Genomic DNA, 22,863 nt, shown 5'->3' on the forward strand with positions numbered 1-22,863 from the left:
GATCTCATTGTAGTCCGACGTACGGGCGGAGTGCGTCCACGATTTCTCGGATATCAGCTTCGAACCTGGTGTCGTGGATCTCACTCTTCTCGAAGAAGCTCAGCCCGCGAAGGTCTTCAGGAAGCTCTTCAGGCTTAGGCATGTCGACTTTTCGAAACAGTACTGGGATGACAGGAATCTCCAGTTGTAAGCCAGTCCTGATCTCGTAACGGACGTGGTCGCGTTGAAGGTCGAGCCGACGCGTTTGTTCTTCCTGTTTGATAAGTGGATTCCATGCGGGACCGATGACGACCAGCATGGCCGTGCTGGACTCCAGCTCCGCCTTGAGGCGAACACGGAAGTCGACGCCGAGCTGGCGGCGGCTGCGGTCTAGGAATACCCGCTCCGGCCCGAACTCTCGAGAAAGTTCGACGTAGAGGTAATTGGCAAGCTCTTGGGCGTCCTCCCGTCGATAGCTGATGAATACCTTCCCTCTTGGCCGAGGTGGTGCATGGCTTCGCTCCGGCTCGGAACGGCGTGAAGTAGGAGGCAGTGCACTTACGGCCCACTGAGAGCCGGCAACTCTTCGCGGCACACCGTCAGCATCGCTGAATGAAAAATTTACTACGCGAATCTCGAGCTCGCCGACGTCCGTAACCTCCACAGTGAAGTAGTGATCGTATCGTTGGCCAGATTCAAGGCGGTGCACGTGAAATCGGCTCGATCCGGTTACTAAGAGTAAGCCACTTCCGAGGGAAAATCGAACGTTGATGTTCGTGCACATTCCCTTCCCATTATTGTGTGCCGTAATTTTAAGCTGGGCCAATTCACCCACACGAAGGCTATCGGGATGCGAAAAGCTGAGCTGAACCACGCCTACCGACGCCCTCGGCTCTGGAAAATGACTGGATGATGACGGCGCCTACAGTCTTGGCAATGAACAGCTTTTCGCGTAGGCTCCGAACCGCCGGAGAAGGCATCATCCGTTATATCAATCTGGTGACGACGGCAAAGCGCTTTACCGCAGTGGTGACAGACCGCATCAATAACTACGCTTCTGCCACGCTCAGCTCTGCCGCAGTCAGCGCACCGCCACTGCATTACTTAACGACCTCTCACTCGTACAGCCCGAATTCAGCACGAATCTGTTCTATCAGCTGAGCGGCCAGATCTGGGGCAAGCCTACCGGATTCGAGCAAGTCTGCGATCAACCTCTGCGTAGATCCATGCTCCAGGATGCCTGGCCGCTCCCTGCATGAGTTGAGGGCCGACTCCACCCTTCTGCGCAGGCTCCGCCACTCGTCGTGAATTCTACGATCGATGTCCTCGGAGGTGAACGCTCCACGCACAGAAAGCGCCATCTCGGTTCGGCCCGATGTGGCGATACCGCCGTCGTGAAACTCTTGACCGCTGAGCACAAGGTGAAAGTCAATGGGATAGACGCCGTCGTACTTCCGGCCAGAGATGTCCCAATAGCGGTTGACTGCTGAAGCCTTCTTGCTAGGTTGTGGCGGATTCTCGACTACTCGTTTTACGTAGTAGTCGTCGTCGCTGAGGCGCGCGGTTACTCGGGCGACAGTGGCTCCATTCGGAATGACTGTTTGAAAGGTCTCTTGGATAACGGGAGACCTGTTGTCGACTGCGCCATTGCTAAGTGACGTAGCGTCCTGTTTTTCTGGCGGTGGAGGCAGCACTCGGACCGCTTCGTATCGTACGGCGGCCAGGCTCATCTTGAATGTTAGGTGCACCTGAGTGTGCAACTTCCTTCGAGGCCGATCTCGTCGGATCGCGCCATTCGAACCGTGAATGCGGGCGCCCGTGATCCGGCATATGTTTCCGGCGAACCTCGCTATAATGCGGCCGTGGACGACGTCCTGCGACCGGATTTCATTCTTGAAGGTCAACGAAAGTGGATATCGACCGCGCACCGATCTATCGATACTGTCCGCAATATTGCGCCACTCGATCGTTCGCGTTTGCGTTCCGTCTCCCGGACTGATACTGACGAGCGGGTAGTCTGTAGCGCTTTGCACGGATCCCCAAGCAGTAGGGACCGTAAGCTCGAGAAAGTCAATTGAGATGAGAGGGATACCGTCCTTGACGGCTCCGAACTTCGTCCATTGAAACTCGAGTTCGAGAGAGCGCCGGTCCGATCCGGGTACAAGTGTAGGCGTCACCCAGATTGGCATAGTCCAACTCTTGTCATGTTCCGGAGTCACAGAGTAAGTTGCACTAATCTTCCAGTTACGGCGCCCGCGCCCGTCCGCCGAGCTGAGCAGCTCATGGCTTTTCACCTGATCTGTGAATAGAAGCATCGAATTGCGCACCAAGCGGCAACCTCGAGTTGACATTGGAGTCAAGCCCACCGGTCCACGCAACACCAGTGCGCCAGCCGTAAATGCAGTACTTCTAGATTGAATATGGTTACGGCGGCGATGCGACTGCACACTGCCCCATGATGCATCGTTCCACTCTGCATCCACGGCTAGCGACCCAGACACTTCGATGCCACGTACAGAGTAGTGCTGGCTTTCGTCGAGCTCGGCGTACCCGCGAACCTCATCGATTATAGATATCGAACTTATTGCCGGGTCGATCAACAGCCGTCGAGACAGTCGCTTGCGCACCTTCCTAACCTCGCGCAGGGAGGTGTTCAGTGCAAAGTATGTCGAGATCAATGCTGCCAGCAGCAGGATGAGACCAGCGAAGATGCTGAACAGTGCAGTCAAAGTGCCCAGGATTATGCCAAATATACTTGCGAGGCTCCAAATCAGGTATTTCCGCTCGTAGTGCACACATTTGGTACAGAAATACTTCTTCGTTCTCGGCCGACGCTTCGCGCGGGCCATTGGGTGCAGGGTGAAGTCTTGAAGGTAGATGACTGCTCTGCGAGAACTGTGACGCCCATCGTGCATTTCACACATCAGTCGGTGGCAGATGCAGCATGACTTGCGGATGTCCGGTGAACCGCACTCATGACACTGGCTCGATGGCGGCCGGGATCTTAGGACGAAGATGTCCGATGACTCAGTTATCTCGCTCTCAGGATCGGTTTCACTGGTCATCGCTGAGCCTGCATGTGGCTGAAGCGGGTGCTGAGAGACTTTCGAAGTTCGTTAACCTCAGACGTTAGTTCACGGTTGTCGCGAGGAACGCGCCCATAAATGGTTACGCGAATATCGCCGCTCTCAAATTTGCTCACGTACCTGTGCCAACCGGGCGTTTCTGCCCGACGACGCGTCGTATAACGTCGGCCACGAACCACGAGGAGGAGTAGAATTTCGTTGGGCCCTTCGTCGCGTGAGGCTTGGATGAACCACCGAGGAGAGTCGTCCGCTCCCTGCTTCGGGAAGGTTTCTAGACTGAAGCCCCGATCTCGCAGGGCGGCCATGATGTCGTCTACACGCCCCTCCTCGGGCACTACTTCGTCGAAATGCAGAGTATAGGTTGCGCTCACGTCTCGCCGATTGAATTCATCTTCCAAGTAGACTCGGAAGCTTAAATGCAACGTCGTCTTCAAAGAAAGAGTTCCGCGGGGCTGTCGCTTACCGGCAGCGCTGAACAAGCGCGCGTCCATCCCGGAGTAGAGCTCATCGCCCACCTCAACTTCAATTTCGCCGTCTAGAGTTGTTTCATTACGTAATTGGCCTGGCTGTTCGACGATAAGTTGCATCTCGGCGCTGCGCATACGCCACATCGTGCCGTCCTCGAGATCGTCATGTTCCTCATCTTCGAGGTTGTCGTCGCCGCTGGTCTCGCTGTCCTCGATGGGTTCCGGACCTGTAGTTGAATCTGCATCGTCGGGCTTGGAGTTTGGAGGCGTGGCTTCTGCGCCGGACTCGTTACTTGCCGGGGGTCCGTCTTGATTCTCAACCTTGTCTTTCACGCTATCGGTAGGTGTGCCCGGGTCGGCATCATCAACTCGGTCGAGAGGAATGGTGACCCACTCCAGGCATCCCTTTTCAGGATTGTAGAGCATTTGGTACTTCTTGTCGCCCAAAGTAAAGCGAAGTGAACTCGGAGCAAGTGAGGTAATTGTTGGCCAGGTCAGCGAAACCCGTTTGATCACTGCCGATGGTTCCGCTTTGGACCGCCGCGGCCAAAGTAGATTGATGCTGAGAATCAACCACAACTCAGAAGAGAAGGCTGGCTGGCGAATGATCTGCTCAGGCACGAAGCCGGCTCGGCTCTTCTTCCCGGGCCGAATCTGCAACTCATCAGGGGTCACGGGTTGGTCTTCGGGGTCGACTACGCGAAAGTCGATCTTGATGGGGAAGGGATAGTTTCCGGCGTCCGGTGGGAAGTAGTCGATGTTCAAGACGGCTTCGTGCACCCCGGAGTACCTCTGGGTATGTTTTAACTCGGAGCAGCGTACGGGCACTCGAAGCGGAATTGCATCATGCAATGCAGCGAGAGGGCTTCCGTCCTTCCTTCGCGTGTCCCGAATATTGACAAATGCAAGATGGCCGATTGTCGCTTCCAGGCGGGCGTCTGGATCATCGATCTGCAGTTGTTCTATCTGTTCCTGCGCATCTTCGATCGCGTTACGTGTGAAATACTGATAACCGTCATATGGTACGTGCGCGCTTATTCTTCCCCTGTGTGCATCGCCCCGCAGCTGGCTTATAAATGGATTTGCTGAAAGTTCTTGATGATAACTGTACGCCTCAGTTACGGATACTTTCTGGGGACGAGCTCTGGCGAATATATTTTCGGACGTAACAGTATATTGCGTGGTCATCATGTACCGCCTGCGTCGACGGATTTTGTTCAAGATCCTGCGACACGCCCTTGAAAATTGGCGGTAGCTGTTCGTACGCCTCGAGCGAGTCCCCGCAAACCTCGGCACGGGCCGATCGTAAATCAGCGATGCGGCAGCGGTCAATCGACAGCGCTCGCCGATGTAAACCTGCGCGGTACGATTCTGGGCGTCTTTGACAACGTCCCGTGGGGTTGCGAGGACGGCTGGTTCGGCGTATGTTGCCGACTCCTCGTGGCGGCCGCCTCCGTCGACGAGGAGCCCGAACACTCACAGCACACGAGGATGTTGTAGTGCGGCTCGAAGAGTCAAGCTTGATCTCATCGGTCCCTAGCCAAGCCGGTGTTCTTAGGTCGGTTCTGCCTCGGCAGCTTGTGGGCGAGGCGCGCTTGACTCCGTTCCCGGCCTGAAAGCGGTACGTAGTTGTCCGTATTGCCGCAGGTCTCACCGGTCCGTGCTGCGATGCCCGGCCGACGACACGAGAGGGCGGACCATGGACCTGGCCGGACGCATCGACTGCACGCTCACCGCGGCTGGGGCCTTCTTCCGGGTGTGGGCCCCGCATGCGGTGGCCGTGTCGGTCGCTGTGCAGGACGGGCAGGACTGGGCCGGTGGCCCCGGCGTGACGCACGCACTGAAGCGGGCCGCCGACGACTACTGGAGCGCGACGGTGCCCGGTGTGGCACCCGGGCAGCTCTACCGGTTCCGGATCATCACCGACGACGGCGTCGCCCTCGAGCGGCTCGACGCCGCGGCGCGCGACGTGATCAGCTCCGAGCTGACCCGCACCGGCGACGGCCGCAACGCCTCGATCGTGCCGGACTCCGGTCCCTACCCGTAGGCGCCGTTCTACCCCCCGCGCTTCGAGGACTTCCTGATCTACCAGTTCCACGTCGGCACCTTCGCCGGGCGCGGCGACCAGCACGACACGGACTGGGCGACGTTCCCGGAGGTGGAGAGCAAGCTCGGCTACGTCAAGGAGATGGGCTTCACCTGTGTGCAGCCGCTGCCGGTTCAGGAGTACGCGATGAACCGCTCCTTGGGCTACAACCCGGCCACGTTCTTCGCTCCCGAGTCGTCGTACGGATCCCCTGCGGAGCTGCGGCACTTCGTTCGACGCCGCGCACCGGAGCGGCTTGGCCGTGATCGTCGACGTCGTCTACAACCACTTCGGCAAGGACGACAACGTGCTGTGGGCCTACGACGGCTACGCCACGGACGGCGGCATCTACGTCGAGGGCGGTCGCGACACCTGGTGGGGCCCGGGCCCGCGTGGTGGAAGCGGGAGGTGCAGGACTACTTCCACCAGAACGCGCGCATGTACCTGGAGGAGTACCGGGCCGACGGGCTCCGGTTCGACGTCACCACGCAGATCGACGGCGAGCACCTGCGGATCGTCGTGGACCGGCTCCGGGTGGAGTTCCCCGACCGCTACCTCGTCGCCGAGCACCTGCCCGACGGCCCGTGGATCGTCCGCGACGGCCGGTTCGCCGCGACGTGGACCGCCTGGGCCCATCACGAGACGCAGCGGGCGCTCGCCGGGCAGGATCCGGTCGACAAGGTCCTGGGCGTGCTGGGCTGGGACGGCTACGACCACGCCTGGAACCTGGTGAAGTACACGCTCGGGTCGCACGACGACATCGGTGACATGAACGAGGGCGACGCCGAGGGCGGGCTGAGCAACTGGAACCGCCGGCACCGCTACCTGGTCGACCAGCTCGGCAGCCGCGACGACCCGGCGGCGCGGGCGAAGTGCCGCCTGGAGTGGGCGCTGAACGTCACGATGCCGGGCACACCCCTGCTGTTCATGGGCTCGGAGTGCCTCCAGGCCGCGCCGCACGTGGGGTGGGGCTACTGGCAACGACGGCACCGACCGCAACGGCGACCACCGCTTCGACTGGACCATCGCCGGCGACCCCCTGGGCATCGAGATGCGCCGGCTTGTGGGGGCGGCGAACGCGCTGCGCCGGGCCCACCCCGCCCTGCGCGCCGACTCCCTGGACGTCACGCACGAAGACCGCGACAACGGGGTGCTCGCCTTCGTGCGCGAAGCCGGCGACGACGTTGTCCTGGTCGTGGTCAACCTGGGCGACCGGACGTTCAGGGACCATGGCTACGGGGTCCGGACCGGCGGGCGTACCGGGCGGTGGACACAGGCGCTGTGTACGCAGGACGCCGCGTTCGGCGGCTGGGACGGGGCCGGCAACGCCTACCACCAGCCCTGGACGCAGGCCGACGGGATGGCGTACGTCAACGTCCCGGCCTGGAGCGTGGTGGTGATGCGGCGTACGTGAGCCGCGACGGCAGGAGCCCGCCCCCACGAGGGGGACGGGCTCCTGATGGTCCGGTGAAGGACTGGATCAGACGGCGCGCACGGCCTGGGCCTGCGGGCCCTTCTGGCCCTGGCCGATCTCGAACTCCACGCGCTGACCCTCTTCGAGGTTACGGAAGCCCGCACCATCGATCTGGGAGTAGTGCACGAAGACGTCCGGGCCGCCACCGTCCTGGGCGATGAAGCCGAAGCCCTTCTCGCCGTTGAACCACTTCACGGTTCCCTGTGCCATGTACAAGCTCCTTGCAGGTGCTGAACCCCGCACTTTGCGGGGCCCGGCCGACCTTACGGTGACCCAGGCAGCGACGTCCCTGTGACGCCCCACCTCGGCCACCTACTGTTCCGCGAGCGTGCAAGACACGAACACCGAAACCGAACGACCTGCTGTATTGAACGACATCAACGCCGTTTTCGTTCCTCCACGCGCCGATCCAGCGCACGCAGTCGGTGAACGGTCACTCCGGCGTCGTCCTGATGGGCTCCGCAGCTCTCCGCCCAACGGGTGCACGCTGTGACGAACGCCGCGGCGGGCGGCCGGCCCGGGTCCGCGAGCCACACCTCTCCACCCGCGGTGACCAGGCGGGGAAGCAGCTCGGCGAGGTCGGTCAGGTCGGCGTGGGGGTAGAGCACGTCCGCGCCCAGCACGAGATCCCACGGCGCCCGGCTCGACACCGACTCCGCGTCGGCCCACGAGCAGACGCCCACCTCGACCGACGTCCCGTTGAGCGCGGCGTTGTAGGTGGTGAAGGTGAGGGCGTCCGTGGAGCGGTCGGTGGCGAGCACGTGTGCACCACACAGCGCGGCGGCGATGCTCGGGAGCCCCAGCCCGCACCCCAGCTCGAGCACCCGGGCGCCGACCGGTGCAGCGGCGGCCACGGCCCGGGCCAGCGCGATGCTGCTGGGCCACAGCTCGGCCCAGTACGGCGGGTACTCGTCGTTCGCATCGAAGTTCTGCTCGTAGAGCAGCTCCATCGCCCCGCGCGGGTGGACCATCTCGATCTGTCCGCCGGGCACGGCGATCGAGCTGCGGATGAGCTGCCTCAGGCGAGGGGGCGCACTGGGCAGGGGGGCGTCGACGGGGATGGCCCTACTCCTGGTTCCCCGGACGTCGTCCGGTGTCAGGCCGATCGGGGACGACGAGGTGCCGGCCCCCGGGGAGTCTCGACACTCCCGACCGTACGCGCAGAAGACCGGACGGCCCGTGCGGCCCGGGTCGGGCGGGCGACGGACCGCACGTAGGGTCGGTGGCCAGGAGACCGGAGGTGGGCATGCAGGACCGGCCGTACCGACGGTTGCTCGTCGCGGCCGTCGGCTGCCTCGTCGCGTGTCTGGCCGGATGCACCGCAACCGTGCAGGGGCCGAACGCGGTCGACCCCGCACCGGGCCCGTCGGCGCAGGCTGCCACCGTCCCGGTCGCGTCGGTGCGGGTGCTGCAGTTGAACCTCTGCAACAGCGGTATCGCCGGCTGCTACACCGGCAGGTCCACCGCCGCGGCCGCCGCCGCGATCCGCGCGCAGGTGCCCGACGTGGTCACGCTCAACGAGGTCTGTGACGACGACATGCCGGCCCTCGAGCGCGCGCTGGCCGGTGTCGTGCCGGGCGGTGCAGCGGTGTCGAGGTTCCAGGCGGCGCGCAACGGGCGCACCGGCGAGCCGTACCGGTGCCGCAACGGCCGGCAGTACGGGATCGGCATCGTGTCGCGGTGGCCGTCGGTGCCCGGGTCGGTGGCGGGTGGCGGGATCTACCCGGCCCAGGACCTGGACGACCCGGAGGAGCGCGCGTGGTTGTGCGTCGACGCCGCGGCGAGCCCGGCGGTCGCGGTGTGCACCACGCATCTGGCCTACACCAAGCGGGAGGTCGCGGGCGCCCAGTGCCGGTACCTCTTCGGCACCGTGATCGCGGGGATTCGGGCGCGGGACGGCGCGGCTCCGGTGGTGCTGGGCGGGGACCTGAACCTCGGCTCGGGCGACAGCCCGGATCTCCAGGCCTGCCTGCCACCCGGCTCCGCCCTGGTCGACGACGGTGGCCCGCAGCACGTCGTGGGGACGCCCGAGTTCGTCGTCGACGCCTTCGAGACGATCGACCTGCGCGGCACCACGGACCACCCCGGCCTGCTCGTCACGCTCGGCCCGCGGCCGGTCGGCTGATCGTCATGCTCGCGGCGGTGTCGTTCATGTGGCTCGGGATGGTGCTGGCGATCTCTTTCCTCGAGGCGCCGTTGAAGTTCCGGGCGCCCGGGGTGACGGTCCCACTCGGCCTCGGCATCGGACGGATCGTGTTCCGCGCGCTCAACCGCGTCGAGCTCGTCCTGCTCGTGGCGGCGGTCGTTGCGGTCGCCCTGGCGCCGCGGCCGGCCCTGGTCGGGGTCGTCGCGGCGCTGGTGGTGCTGCTCGGCGTGCAACTCGGACTGGTCCGGCCGGCGCTCAACCGGCGCTCGGGCCGCGTGCTGGCGGGGGAGGAGCTGCCGCGGTCGCGGGGACACCTGGTCTACGTGGCGCTCGAGGTTGCGAAGGTCGCATTGTTGGTGGCGGCGGGCACGGCGGCGCCGGTGGAGGTGGCATGACCGGGGAGCAGGGCGCCGACGAGCCGGGTGGCGACGCCGTCTGCTGGCTGCACGAGCTGTGCCCGGAGTGCGGGGCGATGCCGACCGCCGAGCAGCCCGATCGGTGCTGGCGCTGCGGGTACCCGGCCGCACGGGACGCGGCGACCGTCGGTCCGGAGGAGCCCCGGGCCGACGGAGGCTGAGGGCGCGGCGCTACGACGCCGGTGCGGTCAGCGCACGCCCCGCGGTGCGCATCGCCACGTCGAGGGCGCGCGTCGGGTCGACACCGGACAGCAGACCGAAGAGCAGTCCGGCGGTCGCGGCGTCGCCCGCCCCGACCGTCGTCCGCACCGCCACGTCCGGCGCCACCGCACGGATGTCGCAGTCGCTCCAGGCCGGGATGTCCACGTCCCCGAGTACCGCTCCCGCCGCGGCGAGGCGCTCCGGTCCGGCCGTGCAGAGGCGCGCGCCCGCGCTTCCGGCGGTCACCATCACCACCGCCGGCCCCAGCTCGACCAGCGACCGGGCGGCGTCGAGATCGTCTCCGGACAGCCCGAGGACCGAGCGCAGGTCGTCGGTGCTCGGGGTGAGGACGTCGACGAGCGGCAGCACTTTCCGCAGGAGCGCCGGCCAGTCTTCGCGCGCCGCGGGTGAGGCCGGGTCGAGCACCGCCAGGTCGAGCGACGTGGTGAGCCCGGCCGCGCGGGCCCGGGAGAGCAGGGCGTGCAGGCCCGCTCCTGCGTCCGCGGCCAGGGCCGGCAGCAGTTGCGGGTAGCCCAGGTGCAGCAGACCGGCGTCGGCCAGGTCGATCGCCGCGCCGTCGAACTCCGCGTTCGCGCCCGCGTGGTGCCAGAACGACCGGTCGAGGCCGGTGGGCTGCACGACGACCGAGTACGACGTCGAGCGCCCGGGAACGAGCCGGATCCCGTCGGTGTCGACGCCGCGGGTCGTCAGGAGCCGGACGAGGGTCCGCCCGAGCTCGTCGCCGCCCGCGTCGCCCACGACCTCGACCGGCGCACCGAGCGCAGCCAGCATGCCGCCGGTGTTGGAGACGCACCCGCCCGCCGTCATGCCGAGAGGGCCGACCAGCTCCAGGTCGCCGGGGGTGCTGCGGGGGAGCACCTCGAGCCGGGGGCCAGGTCGACGCAGACGTGCCCGGCCACGACAGTGCGCCGCATCCTGCCTCCTCTACCCGGCCAGCTGGCCGCGGCGGCGGGCGAGGAACGCCCGCTCCGCCGGATTGTCCGTCGCCGCGATCGCCGCGTCGTAGGCCGCGCGCGCCTCCCCGGACCGGCCCAGGCGGCGCAGCAGGTCCGCGCGGGTGGCGTGCCAGGCGTGGTAGGCGGTCAGGCCGAGCCGGTCCACCGCCGCCAGCCCGACGGCGGGCCCGTCCAGCTCGGCGACGGCGACGGCCCTGTTCAGCGCGACCACCGGCCCCGGGTCCACCGCGGCGAGCTGGTCGTAGAGCGCCGCGATCTGGCTCCAGTCGGTGTCGGCCCAGGTCGGTGCGTCGGTGTGCACGGCGTTGACCGCGGCCAGCAGCTGGTAGCGGCCCGGCGGGCGCCCCGTGCGACGGGCGCGGTCGAGGCACTCGCGGACCAGCGCGTGGCCCTCGGCGATCAGCGCGCGGTCCCATCCTCCGCGGTCCTGCTCCGGCAGCGGCACCAGCTCGCCGTCCGCCACCCGGCTGGGCCGGCGGGAGTCGATGAGCAGCATCAACGCGAGCAGGCCCGCGATCTCGGCCTCGTCGGGCAGGAGCGTGCGCAGCACCCGGCCGAGCCGGATCGCCTCGTCGGTCAGCTCCGCCCGGATCGGGGCGTCGCCCGCGCTGGCCAGGTAGCCCTCGTTGAAGACGAGGTAGACCACGGTCAGCACGGCGGCGAGCCGCTCGGCGAGGTCGGCCGCCGAGGGCACCCGGTACGGGATGTGCGCGCCCTTGATCTTGGCCTTGGCGCGGGTGACGCGCTGCGCCATCGTCGTCTCCGGCACCAGGAACGCGGCCGCGATCTCGGCGACCGTGAGCCCGCCGAGCAGCCGCAGGGTGAGTGCGACCCGGGCCTCGGGCGCCAGCGCCGGGTGGCAACAGGTGAAGAGCAGCCGGAGGCGGTCGTCGTCGACGGCGCCGGTCGGCTCGTGAGGTGTGTCGTCGTGGATCATCAGAGCCGCCTGGTGCTTGGCGTCGCGCTGCTGCTCGCGGCGGATCCGGTCGATCGCCCGACGGACCGCGGTGGTGGTCAGCCAGCCGCCCGGGTTGGGCGGCACCCCGTCGACCGGCCAGCGTTCGAGAGCGGCCAGGAGCGCCTCGCCTGCGGCCTCCTCGGCGACGTCGAGGTCGCCGAAGCGGCGGGTCAGCGAGGCGACCACCCGGCCGAACTCGTCGCGGAAGATCCGCTCGATGTCCCTGCTCATTCTCCGGCAGTCATTCGCCCTGGAACGGCCGCACCTCGACCTTGCCGCGGCAGGCCGCCGAGCCCTCCTTCGCCCACTGCAGCGCCTCGTCGAGGTCGGCGGCCTGGATCATCCAGAAGCCGCCGAGGTACTCCTTCGACTCGGCGTACGGCCCGTCGCTCACGATCGGGGTGTCGCCCGTGTTGTCGACGGTCGTGGCCTGCTGGACCGGCGTCAGACCGCCCGCGAACACCCAGGCGCCCGCGTCGCGGACCTTCTGGTTGAAGCGGTCGACGGCCTCGAACACCGGCTGCATCTCCTCCAGGGACGGGAACTCCGTGTCGTAGTCGTGGTGCACCGACAGCAGGTACTCGGCCATGTCGTCCTCCTCGGGTTCGGGCGGCCCTGTCGGCCGCCTGACACTCCCTCCACGGACAGGAGCGGACGGATACGACAGCCTGGCAGAAGAATCTTCCGGCAGATTCCTCATGACTCCACCGACCCGAGCATGCGCTGCAGGTAAGCCCGCTCCGGCGCGCTGCCGACCAGCTCGAGTGCCTCCCGGTACGCGACCGCGGCCTCGGCGAGCCGGCCGAGCTCACGCAGCAGCTCCGCCCGGGCCGCCGCGTAGGGGTGGTGGGTGCGCAGCCGCGGGTCGTCGGCCAGGGCGTCGAGCAACTGCAGGCCCGCCTCCGGCCCGTCGCGCATGGCGACGGCCACCGCCCGGTTCACTGCGACCACCGGCGACGCCACGAGCCCGAGCAGCACGTCGTAGAGCGCGACGATCTGCGGCCAGTCGGTGGTCGCGACGTCCGCGGCCTCGTCGTGCAGGGCGGCGATCGCGGCCTGCACGCCGTAGGGGCCCGGCGGGCCACCCGTGAGCGCGACGACCACGAGGCTGCGGCCTTCCTCGATCATCGAGCGGTCCCAGCAGCCCCGGTCCTGGTCGTCGAGGAGCACCAGCTCGCCGTCGGGCCCGGTGCGGGCGTCCCGCCGGGCATGGACCAGCAGCATCAGCCCGAGCAGGCCGGCGACCTCCGGCTCGGCAGGCAGCAGCCGGCGCAGGATCCGGGCCAGGCGGATCGCCTCCTCGGCGAGGTCGAGCCGCTGCAGACGGGGCCCCGAGCTCGCCGCGTAGCCCTCCGTGAAGATCGAGTAGAGGACCTGGAGCACACCGGGCAACCTGTCGGGCAGCTCGTCCGCGCCCGGCACCCGGAAGGGGATGCGCGCCGCGCGGATCTTCTTCTTCGCCCGCACGATCCGTTGGGCCATCGTCGCGGGCGGCACGAGGAACGCCCGCGCCACCTCCGGCGTCGTGAGTCCGGCGAGGCAGCGCAGGATCAGCGCGCCACGGTCGTCGGCCGCGAGGGCGGGGTGGGTGCAGGTGAAGAACAGGGCGAGCCGTTCGTCGGGCAGCCCGTCGCCGTCCGCCGGCGGCGCCGGGTCCGCCCGGTCCGCCTCGGCCTGCAACACCGCCAGCCGGGCGGCGTAGGCCTGGTCGCGACGCAGGCGGTCGACGGCCCGGCGGCGGGCGGTGGTCAGCAGCCAGGCCCCGGGCCGGGTCGGCACGCCGTCGACGGGCCAGGTCTGCAGCGCCGCCTCGATCGCCTCGGAGGTGACGTCCTCGGCGAGGTCGAGGTCACCGAAGCGGTGGACGAGCGCGGCGAGCAGCCGGCCCCGTTCCTCGCGGAACACGGCCTCGACCGAGGTGTCGATCCCCTCGACGGCACCGGCTGCCCGCTCGCCCATCCTCAGCCCTGCTCGAAGTCGGCCACCGGCCGCACCTCGATCGTCCCGCCGGCCTGCGAACCGGGGCAGCGGGCCGCCCAGTCCAGCGCGACGTCCAGATTCGGCACGTCGACGACGTAGAAGCCGCCGATCAGCTCGCGGGTCTCGGCGAACGGCCCGTCGGTGACGGTGCGCTCGCCGCTGTTGCCGACCCGGACAGTCGTCGCGACGGTCGGGTCCTGCAAGGCCGCGTCCGAGACCACCACGCCGGCGTCCTTGATCGTCTTGTCGAAGAGCATCCACTCCTCGATGGCCGGAGGCGTGCACGCGGAGTCGGAGGCGTCGGTCATCCGGGGCGGGTAGATCAGCAGCATGTACTTCACGGTGGCTCCTGTCGTCGGGGCACGGCCGGGTCGCCGTCCAGCATGGCGACGAACCGGACACCGCCGCATCGACACGGCCCGGGAAATTCTCGACGGGATTTTCTCGACGGCGACGCGCCGCGGGAGCGCGGCGGGAAGTCGCCCGGCGCGGCATACCCTTCGGCCCCGTCGGCTGCGCCCGATCGAGGGGCCGATCGAGGGGCCGATCGAGGGGGTGCGCGAGATGGGGCTCGATCTGCGCAAGGTCGCCCACTTCGTCGCCGTCGCCGAGGAACGCAGCATGACCCGCGCCGCGGCCAGGCTGCACCTGTCGCAACAGGCCCTGAGCATGTCGATGCGCGCGCTGGAGCGCGAGCTGGGTGTGCCGCTGCTCGACCGGAGCAGCCGCGGGGTGACCCTGCTGGCGTCCGGCGAGGCGTTCTACGCCGACGCCGTGCCGTTGCTGGCGGCCGCGACCGCGGCGGTCGGGCGGGCCCTGCGGGCGGACCGCGGCGAGCCGGAGCTGCTGCGGATCGGCCACACCCCGTCGGTCACCGACATCGAGGTCACCGAGCTGCTCGCGGCCGCTCCCGCGCACCACGCCGGAGCGGCCGTGCAGGTCGTCGCGGTGTTGCCGGAGGACCTGGGTCACCGCCTGCGCGACCGCTCCATCGACGTCGCCCTGAGCCGGGCCGCGGCGCCGCCGGGCGACATGGCCGGGTACGTGGTGGCCCACCACCGGCTGCGGTTGGCGGTGCGGTCCGGCCACCGGCTCGCCCGGCGGGACGCCGTGACGCTGCCGGAGATCGCCGCGGAGACCCTCGTCGTCGGGGCACCGCCGGGCGTCTGCCCCTACACCGACCTGCTGCTCGGCCTGTGCCGGCGGGCCGGGTTCGAGCCGCGCCACCGGGTCGCCCCGGTGCAGGGCATCCCGCCGGTGACGACGGTTCTCGGCAACGACGGGGCTGCGCTGGTCACCGAGCTGCCGGGACCGGCGCTCGGGGGAGCGGTGCGGGTGGTCGACCTGGCGCCCGCGACGACGGTGCCGGTGCTGGCGACCTGGCGCCGCGACACGCACTCCGCGGTCCGTGACGGCCTGCTCGCCGCGCTGGCCGGGTGACCGGATCCGCGCAGAGCGACGAGTTGGACCCGCCCGGACCGTCTACGCAGGATGCGCGATTCCCGGGAGGCGAGAAGATGAACAAGGCCGTGCTCTACATGTCGATGTCGGTGGACGGATTCATCGCCGGGCCCCACGACGGCCCGGGCAACGGGCTCGGCGACGGGGGGCACCGTCTGCACGAGTGGTTCCTGAAGGACGCGGACTCCGACCACAAGGAGGTCGTCGGCCACCTGGACGGCGTGAACCGCGAGATCATGGACGAGGTCATGTCCACCGGGGCGGTGGTCGTCGGGCGGCGGACCTTCGAGGTCGCCGGCGGCTGGGACGGCGACCACCACGACGGCGTACCGATCTTCGTCCTGAGCCGACATCAGCCCGATGAGGCGTTCCGGTGGCCCGGGGTGACCTACGTGAACGACGTGGCGGACGCCGTGCACCGGGCCAAGGACGCCGCCGGCGACAAGGACGTGCTCGTGCACGGGGCCGTCACCGGCCAGAAGGCGCTCGCCGCAGGCGTCCTCGACGAACTGCAGCTCCACCTGGTGCCCGTGCTGCTCGGGCAGGGCCGCCGGCTGTTCGACGACATGCCGCCGGACCACGTCGAGCTGGAGCTGCTCCGTGCCCAGGACGGGCCGGGTGTGCAGCACCTGCGCTACCGCGTGCGGTCGGAGGCCTGAGCAGATGGCGACCATCCGGCTCTACATGACCACGTCCCTCGACGGCTACGTCGCCGGACCCCACGACAGCGTGGACGCGCCCATGGGCGACGGCGGCTTCCGCCTGTTCAACTGGCTCGACCGGCGCGACGACCCGGGACCGAGCGGCCAGGTGTACGCCGAGTCGATGGCCACCCGGGCGGTCATCGCCGGGCGCCGTACCTACGAGCACGCCGGCCGCTGGAAGGGCGACCACCACGACGGCGTACCGATCTTCATCCTGACCCACGACGTCCCGGACGACCCGCCGCCGGGCAGCGTCCGCTACGTCACCGACGTGCACGAGTGCGCCGCGCAGGCCCGCGCGGCGGCCGGCGACGGCGACGTGATGGTGCACGGCGCCGGGGCGGCGCAGGCCTTGTTGCGGGCCGGGCAGCTCGACGAGCTCGAACTGCACGTCGTGCCGGTCCTGCTCGGGCAGGGACGACGGCTGCTCGACGACCTGCCGGCCGAGCAGGTCGAACTCGACCTGGTCCGCAGGTTGACCGACCCGGAGGTCGACGAGCCGGCGCAGCACGTCATGCACCTGCGCTACCGCGTCCGGCGTCCCTGACCCGGCGGGGTGTCAGGCGGCGTCGGCCGCGGGGCACGGCTCCACCGGCGCCGTCAGCCCCACCGGTTTGCGGATCGACCGGAACCCGAGCGGAGCGGTGACGGGGCAGAAGGTGGCCGTGTCCAGCTCGTACTCGACGTGCAGCACCGGCTTGCCCTGCTCGACGAACGGGGTCAGCGCGTCGCACTCGCGATACTGCACGCAGCTCTCGTTGACCGCGAAGTCGAAGTCGTCCACCAGGTCGTCGATCTGGTCGAGGTCGTTCTTGAGCCCGATCGTGAGTGACCGCTCGTGGGCGAGCTCGGCGAGCATGCGGTTGAAGCTCAGCTGGTCGTCGTCGGTCAGCTCGAATCCGCTGTCCTGGGTGTAGCCGTCGACGTTGTCCGCCTCGATGCCGGTGAACCCCTTGCTGCGGCACATGTCGAACCGCTCGGCGAGGATCGGCGAGATCGCGTCGGTCCGGCGGATGTCGAGCCAGCGCTCGCCCTTCCAGCCGTCCAGCGGATCGCCGACGACCTCCTCGGGGTACCGGCTCGCGTCGGGCCGCCAGTCCTCCTTGGCGCCGGCGTTGATGTAGCAGATGACGGTGCGTCCGCGGTCCTGCAGGTCGGCGACCGTCGCCGCGTCGACGTCGAACCCGTCGACGATGAACGTCCCGGTGTCCACGGCGGTGTCGACGCGCCCCTGCAGCTGGTACTGCCAGCCGCGGGAATCGACGGCAGGCGCGCTGATGTCCGGCGGCCGCGGGGTGCACCCCACGAGCGCGAGCAGACAGCACGCGATGATCGCTGCGCAGCGCCCCCCGGCGTCCCTCGCCACGTGGACGGACACTACGCGGGAGCGGTCGCCCACCCGCTCGGCAGGCCGTCCCACGGGTTCGGCAGCCGCCGGTCGGTGACGAAGGCGTAGGCCGCGCCCAGGCGGGCCGCACGGGCGAGGACAGCGCGGTGGGTGGCGGCGGGCGCGTCGTGGACGAGGTGGCAGAGCGCCGCCGGGCCGGCCGGGGCCGAAGGCAGCGGGCGGGCGTAGGCCTCGGCGGTGTCCTCGAACGTCACGACGATGTCGGCGAGCTCGAGGTAACCCGGATCCGGCACCGTGCCCGGGTTGAGCACGATCCGGGCGCACCCCGCGGACCGCAGGCGTGCGGTGAGCTCCTGGTAGTACCCGAGGTGGGCGGCGCCGGAGGTGACCTGGTCGGCGAAGACCGCGTCGACGCCGTAGTGCCGCCGATAGGCGAGGGCCTCTCCGACGACGTCGGCCACCGGTCGGGTCGCGTACGCGGTGTCCATGTAGCCGGCGATCGCGCTCCGCCATTGTCCGGCGCACAGCGTCCGGTACGTGGTGTCGGTGCCGTCGCCGGCACCCGAGCACGGGTTGACCACCACGAGCCCGACCGCGGTCGCCCGGCCCGCCAGCAACGCCCACGCGTGGGCCTCGCGCTCGGGGTGGAAGTACGCCGGGACGGCCAGCTGCGGCGCTCTCACCGGTGGTGCACCGGCACCACGACGCAGCGCCGGACGAGCACGAGGAGCACGAGGAGCGTCGCGGCGCCGACCACTCCGAACCAGATCAACGCCTCGATGTCGGTCGCCGCCTGCACCGCCGCGTGCAGCTCGAAGGCCGCCAGCGCGACGACGGCGAGGGCGAAGATCTCCAGCACCCGCCCGGCGCGGCCCAGCATGCTGAGCAGCATGGCCGCGAACAACGCGGGGCCGATCACGGCGTAGTCGAGCGCCAGCAGGAGGTAGCGCGTGTCCACCGCGCCGGACAGGGCGGCGACGGCGCCGCCCACCAGCGCCGACAGCGCCACGAGCGAACCGGCGAAGACGAGCTGGTACCGGCGCAGGGTGCGCAGGGCCGCCCGGGCGAACGTGGTCGCCGACGACGTGGCATCGAGCAGGCTCTGCGTCCGCGCCCGGTACCGGTGCAGCAGGCCTTCCGCGACCCCCATCGCGAGGACCAGCGGGAGCGCCGCGAGCGTCACCGACAGCGGCAGCGCGTCGTAGTTCTCGACCACGAGTTCGTTGACCGCGGGGAACAGCACCAGGAGGGCGACGAGCAGTCCGAAGCCGAACTGCTGCAGCCCGCGCATCCACGTCGGCGCGCCGAGCCGCTGCACCGGCCGCGCCGCGCCGCGCGTCGCGACCAGCGCGAACACGCCCGCCAGCGCGACGCTCCCGCCGATCCAGTGCAGGGGCCCGATTCCGGTCAGCGCAGCGACCTGTCTGCCCGCCTGATCGAGCGCCAGTGCTGCCAGCGCGGGCAGGAGGGCGACGAGCAGCAGCAGTTCGTGCCCGGTCATCAGCAGGACGGCGGCCGCCATCAGGTACGCCGACTGCCCGGCCAGCAGCAGCACCGTGGCCAGCGTGACTTCCGTCGTCGCCGTCAGGATCAGCGCCGCGTACACGGCCACGGTCGCCACCAGCACCGCGAGCACCACGCCCACCAGTAGCGAGCGGCGCAGGAACCGCCGGGCGGCGGCCGGGTCGCGGTCGCCCAGGTAGGCCCAGGCGACGCTGGCGACGCCGTAGCTCCACGCCCAGCTGACCACGAGGCCGCCGAGCACGAGCGCCGACTCGATCGGATCGACCGCAGGCACCAGCGCCAGGGCGACGAGCATCGGGACGGCGTAGAGGATGCCGCGGACGTGGAACCAGCGCGTGCCCGGCGGGGCGGACAGCTCGGCCGGTGCGGGCGGTGCGGCCTCCGGCTCGGTGGCCGTCCGGTCCGGCCCGGCCGCCCGGATCTCGCGCTCCGCCAGCGTGACGACGTCCGCGACGCCGAACACGTCGCGGGCGACGCGGTCGTTGACCCCCTGGCTCTCCAGGACGACCGCCGCCTCCAGCACGTCGACGGACGACGCGACCGCGTGGTCGAGCACCGTGCGCGCGTGCGCGGCCTGCGGGTGGTCGGTCATGCCTGCACCTCGACCGCGGCTCGGCGCGCCCGCCAGGTCGAAGGCTTCTTCGCCGGTGCGTGTTCCCGGTAGACGTCCCGCACGTCGGCGAGGAAACGGGAGATCGTGAAGCGGGCCATGGCGTCCTCGCGACCGGCGGCGGCCAGCGCCCGGCGCGTCTCGTGGGCGGTGAGCAGCGTGACGCAGGCCGCGGCGAACGCGGCCGGGTCCCCGGGCGGCACGACCACCCCGCCGCGGCCCGCCGCCTCGGGCATCCCGCCGACGTCGGTGACGACCGTCGGCCGCCCGGCCATCGCGGCCTCGATGACCGTCAACGGCAGCCCCTCCGACAGGCTGGACTGCACGACGACGTGCCCGGCCTCGAACGCCTGCGACACCGGCGACACCGGCCCCTCGAACGTGGCGCAGCCCTCGAGGTGCAGGTCCGCGACGAGCTGCCGCATCTCCGTCGCGTAGGCCTCGTTGCCCGTCGGGACGCCGCCGAACAGTTTGAGTCGGGCGTCTGGAACGTGCTCGCGGACCAGGGCGAAGGCGCGGACCAGGGTGGCGATGTCCTTGAGCGGGTCGATCCGGCCGGCGAACACGAGAGTCGGGACGCGGGGTTCGTCCTCGAGCAGGGGGAGGTCCCGCGGGTCGACGCCGTTGTGCAGGGTGCGGACGCGGTGCGCGGGGGCACCGCCCCGCACGGCCCACCGGCCGTTGAAGTCGCTGACCGGCAGCACGGCGTCGGCGCTGCGGTAGCCGAGCTCGCAGAGCCGGTGGAAGAACCGGACCAGCACCGTCCTCACCGTCCGCGGGTAGCCGTCGCGCCGGACCGCGAGGAGCCGTTCCCGCAGGTACACGCCGTGCTCGGAGAGCAGCACCGGCGTGCCTGCCGACCACTTCGCCGTCAGCCCGACGAGCATGGACGGGCCGTTAGCCGTGGCGTGCACCAGCTTCGCCTTCGGCGGCGTGAGCTGCAGGGGGCGCAGGAAGTGCTCGACGAGATCGGTGACGGCGAGCGCGTCGTCGAGGCTCATCGTAACGTCCGCGGCCGTCCCCGGTACCGACGTGCGCGACCACACGTCGAGCAGCACGTCCACCGCGAGCTGGCTGCGCATCGCACCGGTCAGCGAACCCCGCCGCGACAGGTCGCGCAGGGTGCGCAGCGACGTCTCGAACCAGTCGGCGGCCTGCGGGCCGCCGCGCAGCACCGCCTCGAACATCTGCGCGTAGGCGCCGACGAACCGTTCGACGGTGCGTCCGGTGAACGGCCTGCCGGGTGGCACCCGCGCCCACAGGCCGACCCGGCGCACGGCGGTGACGTTCGAGGGCGGGGTGAGGGCGAAGGGCTCGCGACCCGATCCCGACAGCGCCACGACCTCGAACCGCAGCTCGGGCAGGCCGCGCACGAGCTGGTCGCACCACGCGGCGACGCCGCCGTGGTGCAGGGGATAGGTCCCCTCGGTGACGAGTGCGACCTTCACGTCCGCTCCGGTGCCGTGGTCGAGAGCTGTCGTTCGCCCGTCACCGGCACCCAGGCCGACCGGCCCGCCCCGTACGGCGTGCCGAACGCCGCGCCGTCCGGCGTCCGACCGGCAGGGCCGGTGGTGAGCGGCACGTCGAGCGGGGCGCCGTCCACGACGACCGTGACCGCGCCGCCCTCGAGCCGGCCCTGCACACGTCCGGCGGCGACCGCCTCGGCCCACCGCTGTTGCCGCCCGAGTTCGTGTCCGCTCTGGGTCATCGTCGGGGTGATCAGCGGCCGGGCGTCGGCGAACCAGCCGCGGTAGTCGCCGATGGCCCGGTCGAGCAGGGGGTAGAGCGTGCGGTCCTCGGTCAGCTGGGGCTGGTGGACGTAGTGCGGCCGCGGGTCGTTGGTCAGCATGTGATCGAGGACCTTGTCCGCCTCGACCGGGACGATGTGGTCGGTGTATCCGGTGCCGGGGGCTGCGGGTCTCTGGCAGCCGCCGTCGGCCTCGCACTCGCCGTTGCCGCCGTCGGCGCGGGAGGTGTGCACCCAGTTGTACTGGTCGATCGTCTCGGTAAGTGTCGCCGTGTCGAAGTCGAGGTCGATGGGATGCCGGGGAACGGCCACCGCGTCGCCGACCGGCCGCAGGCCGGGTTCGATGGAGCCGTCCGCCGCGATCGTGCGGATCCCGGCGTCCGCGAGCGCCCCGGCCAGGTGCGGGTTGTCGTCGGGGAGCTGCGGCGGTGCCCGCAGGCCGCCGTGCTCGCCCGTGACCAGCTCCGTCGGGTCGATCGGCAGCCCGTTGCGCCGCGCGAACTCGACGTTGCGGGTGATCTCCGACTCGATGATGCCGCCGCTGATGTAGCGGGTCCAGCCCAGGATCGGCAGCGTGGCGCACGACCACGGCGTCAGGTCGTGGTCGCGGACGCACCCCAGGTACCGGTGCGACCAGGTGTGGTTGATCCAGCCGAACTCGCCCTTCGCCGCGACGAGGGCGGCGGTCAGCGGATCCGTGCCCGCCCCGGCGTCGGCGGCGACGCTGCCCGCTCCGTTGAAGGCGAGGTCGAGCCGGAACCCGGTGCGCCGCTGCCAGTCGACCGCGTAGGCCACGTCCGCGGCGGTCATCCTGATGTCCGGCGGGGGAATGACGGAGGGCGGGCAGTCCGCGCCGGGCGTGCAGTGCACGCCGGGCACCCAGCGGACGTTGGGCAGCAGCACGTCGTCGATGTGGACGGCGAGGTAGCTGCGGTCGAAACCGAGGTGCACGCCGCGGGTGAGCCAGCTGACGAGGCCCGGGGCGAGCACCTGCAGCTGCCGCGCGTCCGCGTCGAAGGAGAAGGTCAGGACCAGTTCCTCCCGGCCGGCGTCGGTCAGGATTCCCGCCAGGGCGCCGCTGCGCGTCCCGTCCGGGGAGGTCGCGGTCAGCAGCGGCCGGAACCCGGGCAGCGGTGTGGCCATCTGAACGTAGGAGTCTTCGACGGCGGGATCGTCGTCGGAGAACGGCACGGGCCCGCGGGCGTACGCGAAGTCGCCTGCCAGCGCCTCGGGCGTCAGCTGCGCGGTGCCCCCATCGAAGGCGCCGCCGTAGCCGACGGCGGGGGTCGGCTCGACGAGCCCGGTCGTCGGTTTCGCCGTCGCGGAGGCGTCGAGCTGCCGGATCCCGAACCGCCGCTCGTAGGCGTACAGCGCGGCGAGTTCGGCGGCCGACAGGCCGGGTGGTGCGTGATCGGGCAGGACGACGCCCTGGTAGTGCGCGTGCGCTCCGTCTACCAGCAGCGCGGCGTCGATCCGGCGTCGCCCGGGGTCGTTCAAGTCGAGCACGTCGACGGGGATCCCGACGCGGGCGAACAGCGTGCGCAGCGCCTCGACCGAGGGGCCGGCGTCCGTGACGACGAGCAGGCGCAGGTCGACCGTGTTCGCCTGGGCGGAGGCGGTTCCGGGAAGAGCAGCAGGGACCAGGAGCAGGATCACTGCGGCGACGAGGGCGCGCCCTGCGCGCCGGGTGCGGGTCATC

General features: G+C 69.6%; 24 protein-coding genes. 8 read left to right on the forward strand and 16 right to left on the reverse strand.

Annotated elements, in window-relative coordinates:
* Window positions 1-4 precede the first annotated feature (4 nt).
* The 3 genes from RM445_RS12300 to RM445_RS12310 all read right to left on the reverse strand — a co-directional run bounded on the left by RM445_RS12300 (window position 5) and on the right by RM445_RS12310 (window position 4,723).
* Window positions 5-688 (reverse strand): toll/interleukin-1 receptor domain-containing protein, encoded by a 684-nt coding sequence (locus RM445_RS12300; protein ID WP_311556337.1) that lies wholly within the window; start codon window positions 686-688, stop codon window positions 5-7.
* 406 nt (window positions 689-1,094) lie between these two features.
* Entirely contained in the window at window positions 1,095-1,709 is a 615-nt protein-coding gene (locus RM445_RS12305) for a hypothetical protein (RefSeq protein ID WP_311556338.1), read from the reverse strand.
* Between the two features lie 1,331 nt (window positions 1,710-3,040).
* On the reverse strand, window positions 3,041-4,723 hold the full coding sequence (locus RM445_RS12310) for a hypothetical protein (RefSeq protein WP_311556339.1): 1,683 nt from the start codon (window positions 4,721-4,723) through the stop codon (window positions 3,041-3,043).
* 508 nt (window positions 4,724-5,231) lie between these two features.
* Between RM445_RS12310 and RM445_RS12315 the strand changes: the two genes are divergently transcribed.
* Window positions 5,232-5,579 carry a hypothetical protein gene (locus tag RM445_RS12315; RefSeq protein ID WP_311556340.1) on the forward strand — a complete coding sequence of 116 codons (348 nt, stop codon included), beginning with the start codon at window positions 5,232-5,234 and terminating at the stop codon, window positions 5,577-5,579.
* Window positions 5,580-5,966: 387 nt separating this feature from the next.
* Here RM445_RS12315 and RM445_RS12320 read toward each other — a convergent pair whose 3' ends face one another.
* Window positions 5,967-6,335 carry a hypothetical protein gene (locus RM445_RS12320; RefSeq protein ID WP_311556341.1) on the reverse strand — a complete coding sequence of 123 codons (369 nt, stop codon included), beginning with the start codon at window positions 6,333-6,335 and terminating at the stop codon, window positions 5,967-5,969.
* A 334-nt stretch (window positions 6,336-6,669) separates the two neighbouring features.
* Between RM445_RS12320 and RM445_RS12325 the strand changes: the two genes are divergently transcribed.
* Complete coding sequence (locus RM445_RS12325; RefSeq protein ID WP_311556342.1) at window positions 6,670-7,032, forward strand: alpha amylase C-terminal domain-containing protein; 363 nt, start codon at window positions 6,670-6,672, stop codon at window positions 7,030-7,032.
* A 66-nt stretch (window positions 7,033-7,098) separates the two neighbouring features.
* Here RM445_RS12325 and RM445_RS12330 read toward each other — a convergent pair whose 3' ends face one another.
* Window positions 7,099-7,302 carry a cold-shock protein gene (locus RM445_RS12330; protein ID WP_311556343.1) on the reverse strand — a complete coding sequence of 68 codons (204 nt, stop codon included), beginning with the start codon at window positions 7,300-7,302 and terminating at the stop codon, window positions 7,099-7,101.
* Window positions 7,303-7,469: 167 nt separating this feature from the next.
* Window positions 7,470-8,084 (reverse strand): class I SAM-dependent methyltransferase, encoded by a 615-nt coding sequence (locus RM445_RS12335; RefSeq protein WP_311556344.1) that lies wholly within the window; start codon window positions 8,082-8,084, stop codon window positions 7,470-7,472.
* A 254-nt stretch (window positions 8,085-8,338) separates the two neighbouring features.
* On the opposite strand from RM445_RS12335, the gene RM445_RS12340 reads away from it, so the two are divergent.
* Genes RM445_RS12340 through RM445_RS12350 form a run of 3 tightly spaced genes read left to right on the forward strand, consistent with a single transcriptional unit; the run spans window position 8,339 to window position 9,815 of the window.
* The gene (locus RM445_RS12340; protein ID WP_311556345.1) at window positions 8,339-9,217 is read left to right on the forward strand and encodes an endonuclease/exonuclease/phosphatase family protein; all 879 of its coding nucleotides are present in this window, start codon (window positions 8,339-8,341) and stop codon (window positions 9,215-9,217) included.
* A gap of 5 nt (window positions 9,218-9,222) precedes the next feature.
* Window positions 9,223-9,633, forward strand: coding sequence for a hypothetical protein (locus RM445_RS12345; protein WP_311556346.1), 411 nt, complete (start codon window positions 9,223-9,225; stop codon window positions 9,631-9,633).
* A complete protein-coding gene (locus RM445_RS12350) occupies window positions 9,630-9,815 on the forward strand; it encodes a hypothetical protein (RefSeq protein ID WP_311556347.1) in 186 nt (61 codons plus the stop codon). The genes RM445_RS12345 and RM445_RS12350 overlap by 4 nt, the downstream gene beginning before the upstream one ends.
* A gap of 10 nt (window positions 9,816-9,825) precedes the next feature.
* On the opposite strand, the gene RM445_RS12355 is transcribed toward RM445_RS12350, so the two are convergent.
* The 5 genes from RM445_RS12355 to RM445_RS12375 all read right to left on the reverse strand — a co-directional run bounded on the left by RM445_RS12355 (window position 9,826) and on the right by RM445_RS12375 (window position 14,111).
* Complete coding sequence (locus RM445_RS12355; protein WP_311556348.1) at window positions 9,826-10,734, reverse strand: carbohydrate kinase family protein; 909 nt, start codon at window positions 10,732-10,734, stop codon at window positions 9,826-9,828.
* Between the two features lie 66 nt (window positions 10,735-10,800).
* Window positions 10,801-12,021, reverse strand: a complete 1,221-nt coding sequence (locus RM445_RS12360; protein ID WP_311556349.1) for an RNA polymerase sigma factor — start codon at window positions 12,019-12,021, stop codon at window positions 10,801-10,803.
* Between the two features lie 10 nt (window positions 12,022-12,031).
* Complete coding sequence (locus RM445_RS12365; protein ID WP_311556350.1) at window positions 12,032-12,379, reverse strand: YciI family protein; 348 nt, start codon at window positions 12,377-12,379, stop codon at window positions 12,032-12,034.
* Between the two features lie 107 nt (window positions 12,380-12,486).
* Complete coding sequence (locus RM445_RS12370) at window positions 12,487-13,749, reverse strand: RNA polymerase sigma factor (RefSeq protein WP_311556351.1); 1,263 nt, start codon at window positions 13,747-13,749, stop codon at window positions 12,487-12,489.
* A gap of 2 nt (window positions 13,750-13,751) precedes the next feature.
* Window positions 13,752-14,111: a YciI family protein gene (locus tag RM445_RS12375; protein ID WP_311556352.1), complete on the reverse strand. Its 360-nt coding sequence runs from the start codon at window positions 14,109-14,111 to the stop codon at window positions 13,752-13,754.
* Window positions 14,112-14,334: 223 nt separating this feature from the next.
* Here RM445_RS12375 and RM445_RS12380 point away from each other — a divergent pair, with 223 nt between their 5' ends.
* From RM445_RS12380 to RM445_RS12390, 3 genes are all read left to right on the forward strand, one after another.
* Window positions 14,335-15,210 carry a LysR family transcriptional regulator gene (locus RM445_RS12380; RefSeq protein ID WP_311556353.1) on the forward strand — a complete coding sequence of 292 codons (876 nt, stop codon included), beginning with the start codon at window positions 14,335-14,337 and terminating at the stop codon, window positions 15,208-15,210.
* A 77-nt stretch (window positions 15,211-15,287) separates the two neighbouring features.
* Window positions 15,288-15,890: a dihydrofolate reductase family protein gene (locus RM445_RS12385; RefSeq protein WP_311556354.1), complete on the forward strand. Its 603-nt coding sequence runs from the start codon at window positions 15,288-15,290 to the stop codon at window positions 15,888-15,890.
* Between the two features lie 4 nt (window positions 15,891-15,894).
* Window positions 15,895-16,482, forward strand: coding sequence for a dihydrofolate reductase family protein (locus RM445_RS12390; protein WP_311556355.1), 588 nt, complete (start codon window positions 15,895-15,897; stop codon window positions 16,480-16,482).
* Window positions 16,483-16,494: 12 nt separating this feature from the next.
* Here RM445_RS12390 and RM445_RS12395 read toward each other — a convergent pair whose 3' ends face one another.
* The 5 genes from RM445_RS12395 to RM445_RS12415 are packed head-to-tail and all read right to left on the reverse strand — an operon-like array spanning window position 16,495 to window position 22,862.
* On the reverse strand, window positions 16,495-17,301 hold the full coding sequence (locus RM445_RS12395) for an endo alpha-1,4 polygalactosaminidase (protein WP_311556356.1): 807 nt from the start codon (window positions 17,299-17,301) through the stop codon (window positions 16,495-16,497).
* A gap of 11 nt (window positions 17,302-17,312) precedes the next feature.
* Complete coding sequence (locus RM445_RS12400; protein ID WP_311556357.1) at window positions 17,313-17,966, reverse strand: spherulation-specific family 4 protein; 654 nt, start codon at window positions 17,964-17,966, stop codon at window positions 17,313-17,315.
* Window positions 17,963-19,399 (reverse strand): hypothetical protein, encoded by a 1,437-nt coding sequence (locus RM445_RS12405; protein ID WP_311556358.1) that lies wholly within the window; start codon window positions 19,397-19,399, stop codon window positions 17,963-17,965. Before RM445_RS12405 ends, RM445_RS12400 begins: the two co-directional genes overlap by 4 nt.
* Complete coding sequence (gene pelF, locus RM445_RS12410) at window positions 19,396-20,865, reverse strand: GT4 family glycosyltransferase PelF (RefSeq protein ID WP_311556359.1); 1,470 nt, start codon at window positions 20,863-20,865, stop codon at window positions 19,396-19,398. The genes RM445_RS12405 and pelF overlap by 4 nt, the downstream gene beginning before the upstream one ends.
* On the reverse strand, window positions 20,862-22,862 hold the full coding sequence (locus tag RM445_RS12415) for a hypothetical protein (protein ID WP_311556360.1): 2,001 nt from the start codon (window positions 22,860-22,862) through the stop codon (window positions 20,862-20,864). Before RM445_RS12415 ends, pelF begins: the two co-directional genes overlap by 4 nt.
* Window position 22,863: the final 1 nt, after the last annotated feature.

This window comes from Pseudonocardia charpentierae, assembly GCF_031845345.1.
Taxonomy (GTDB): domain Bacteria; phylum Actinomycetota; class Actinomycetes; order Mycobacteriales; family Pseudonocardiaceae; genus Pseudonocardia; species Pseudonocardia charpentierae.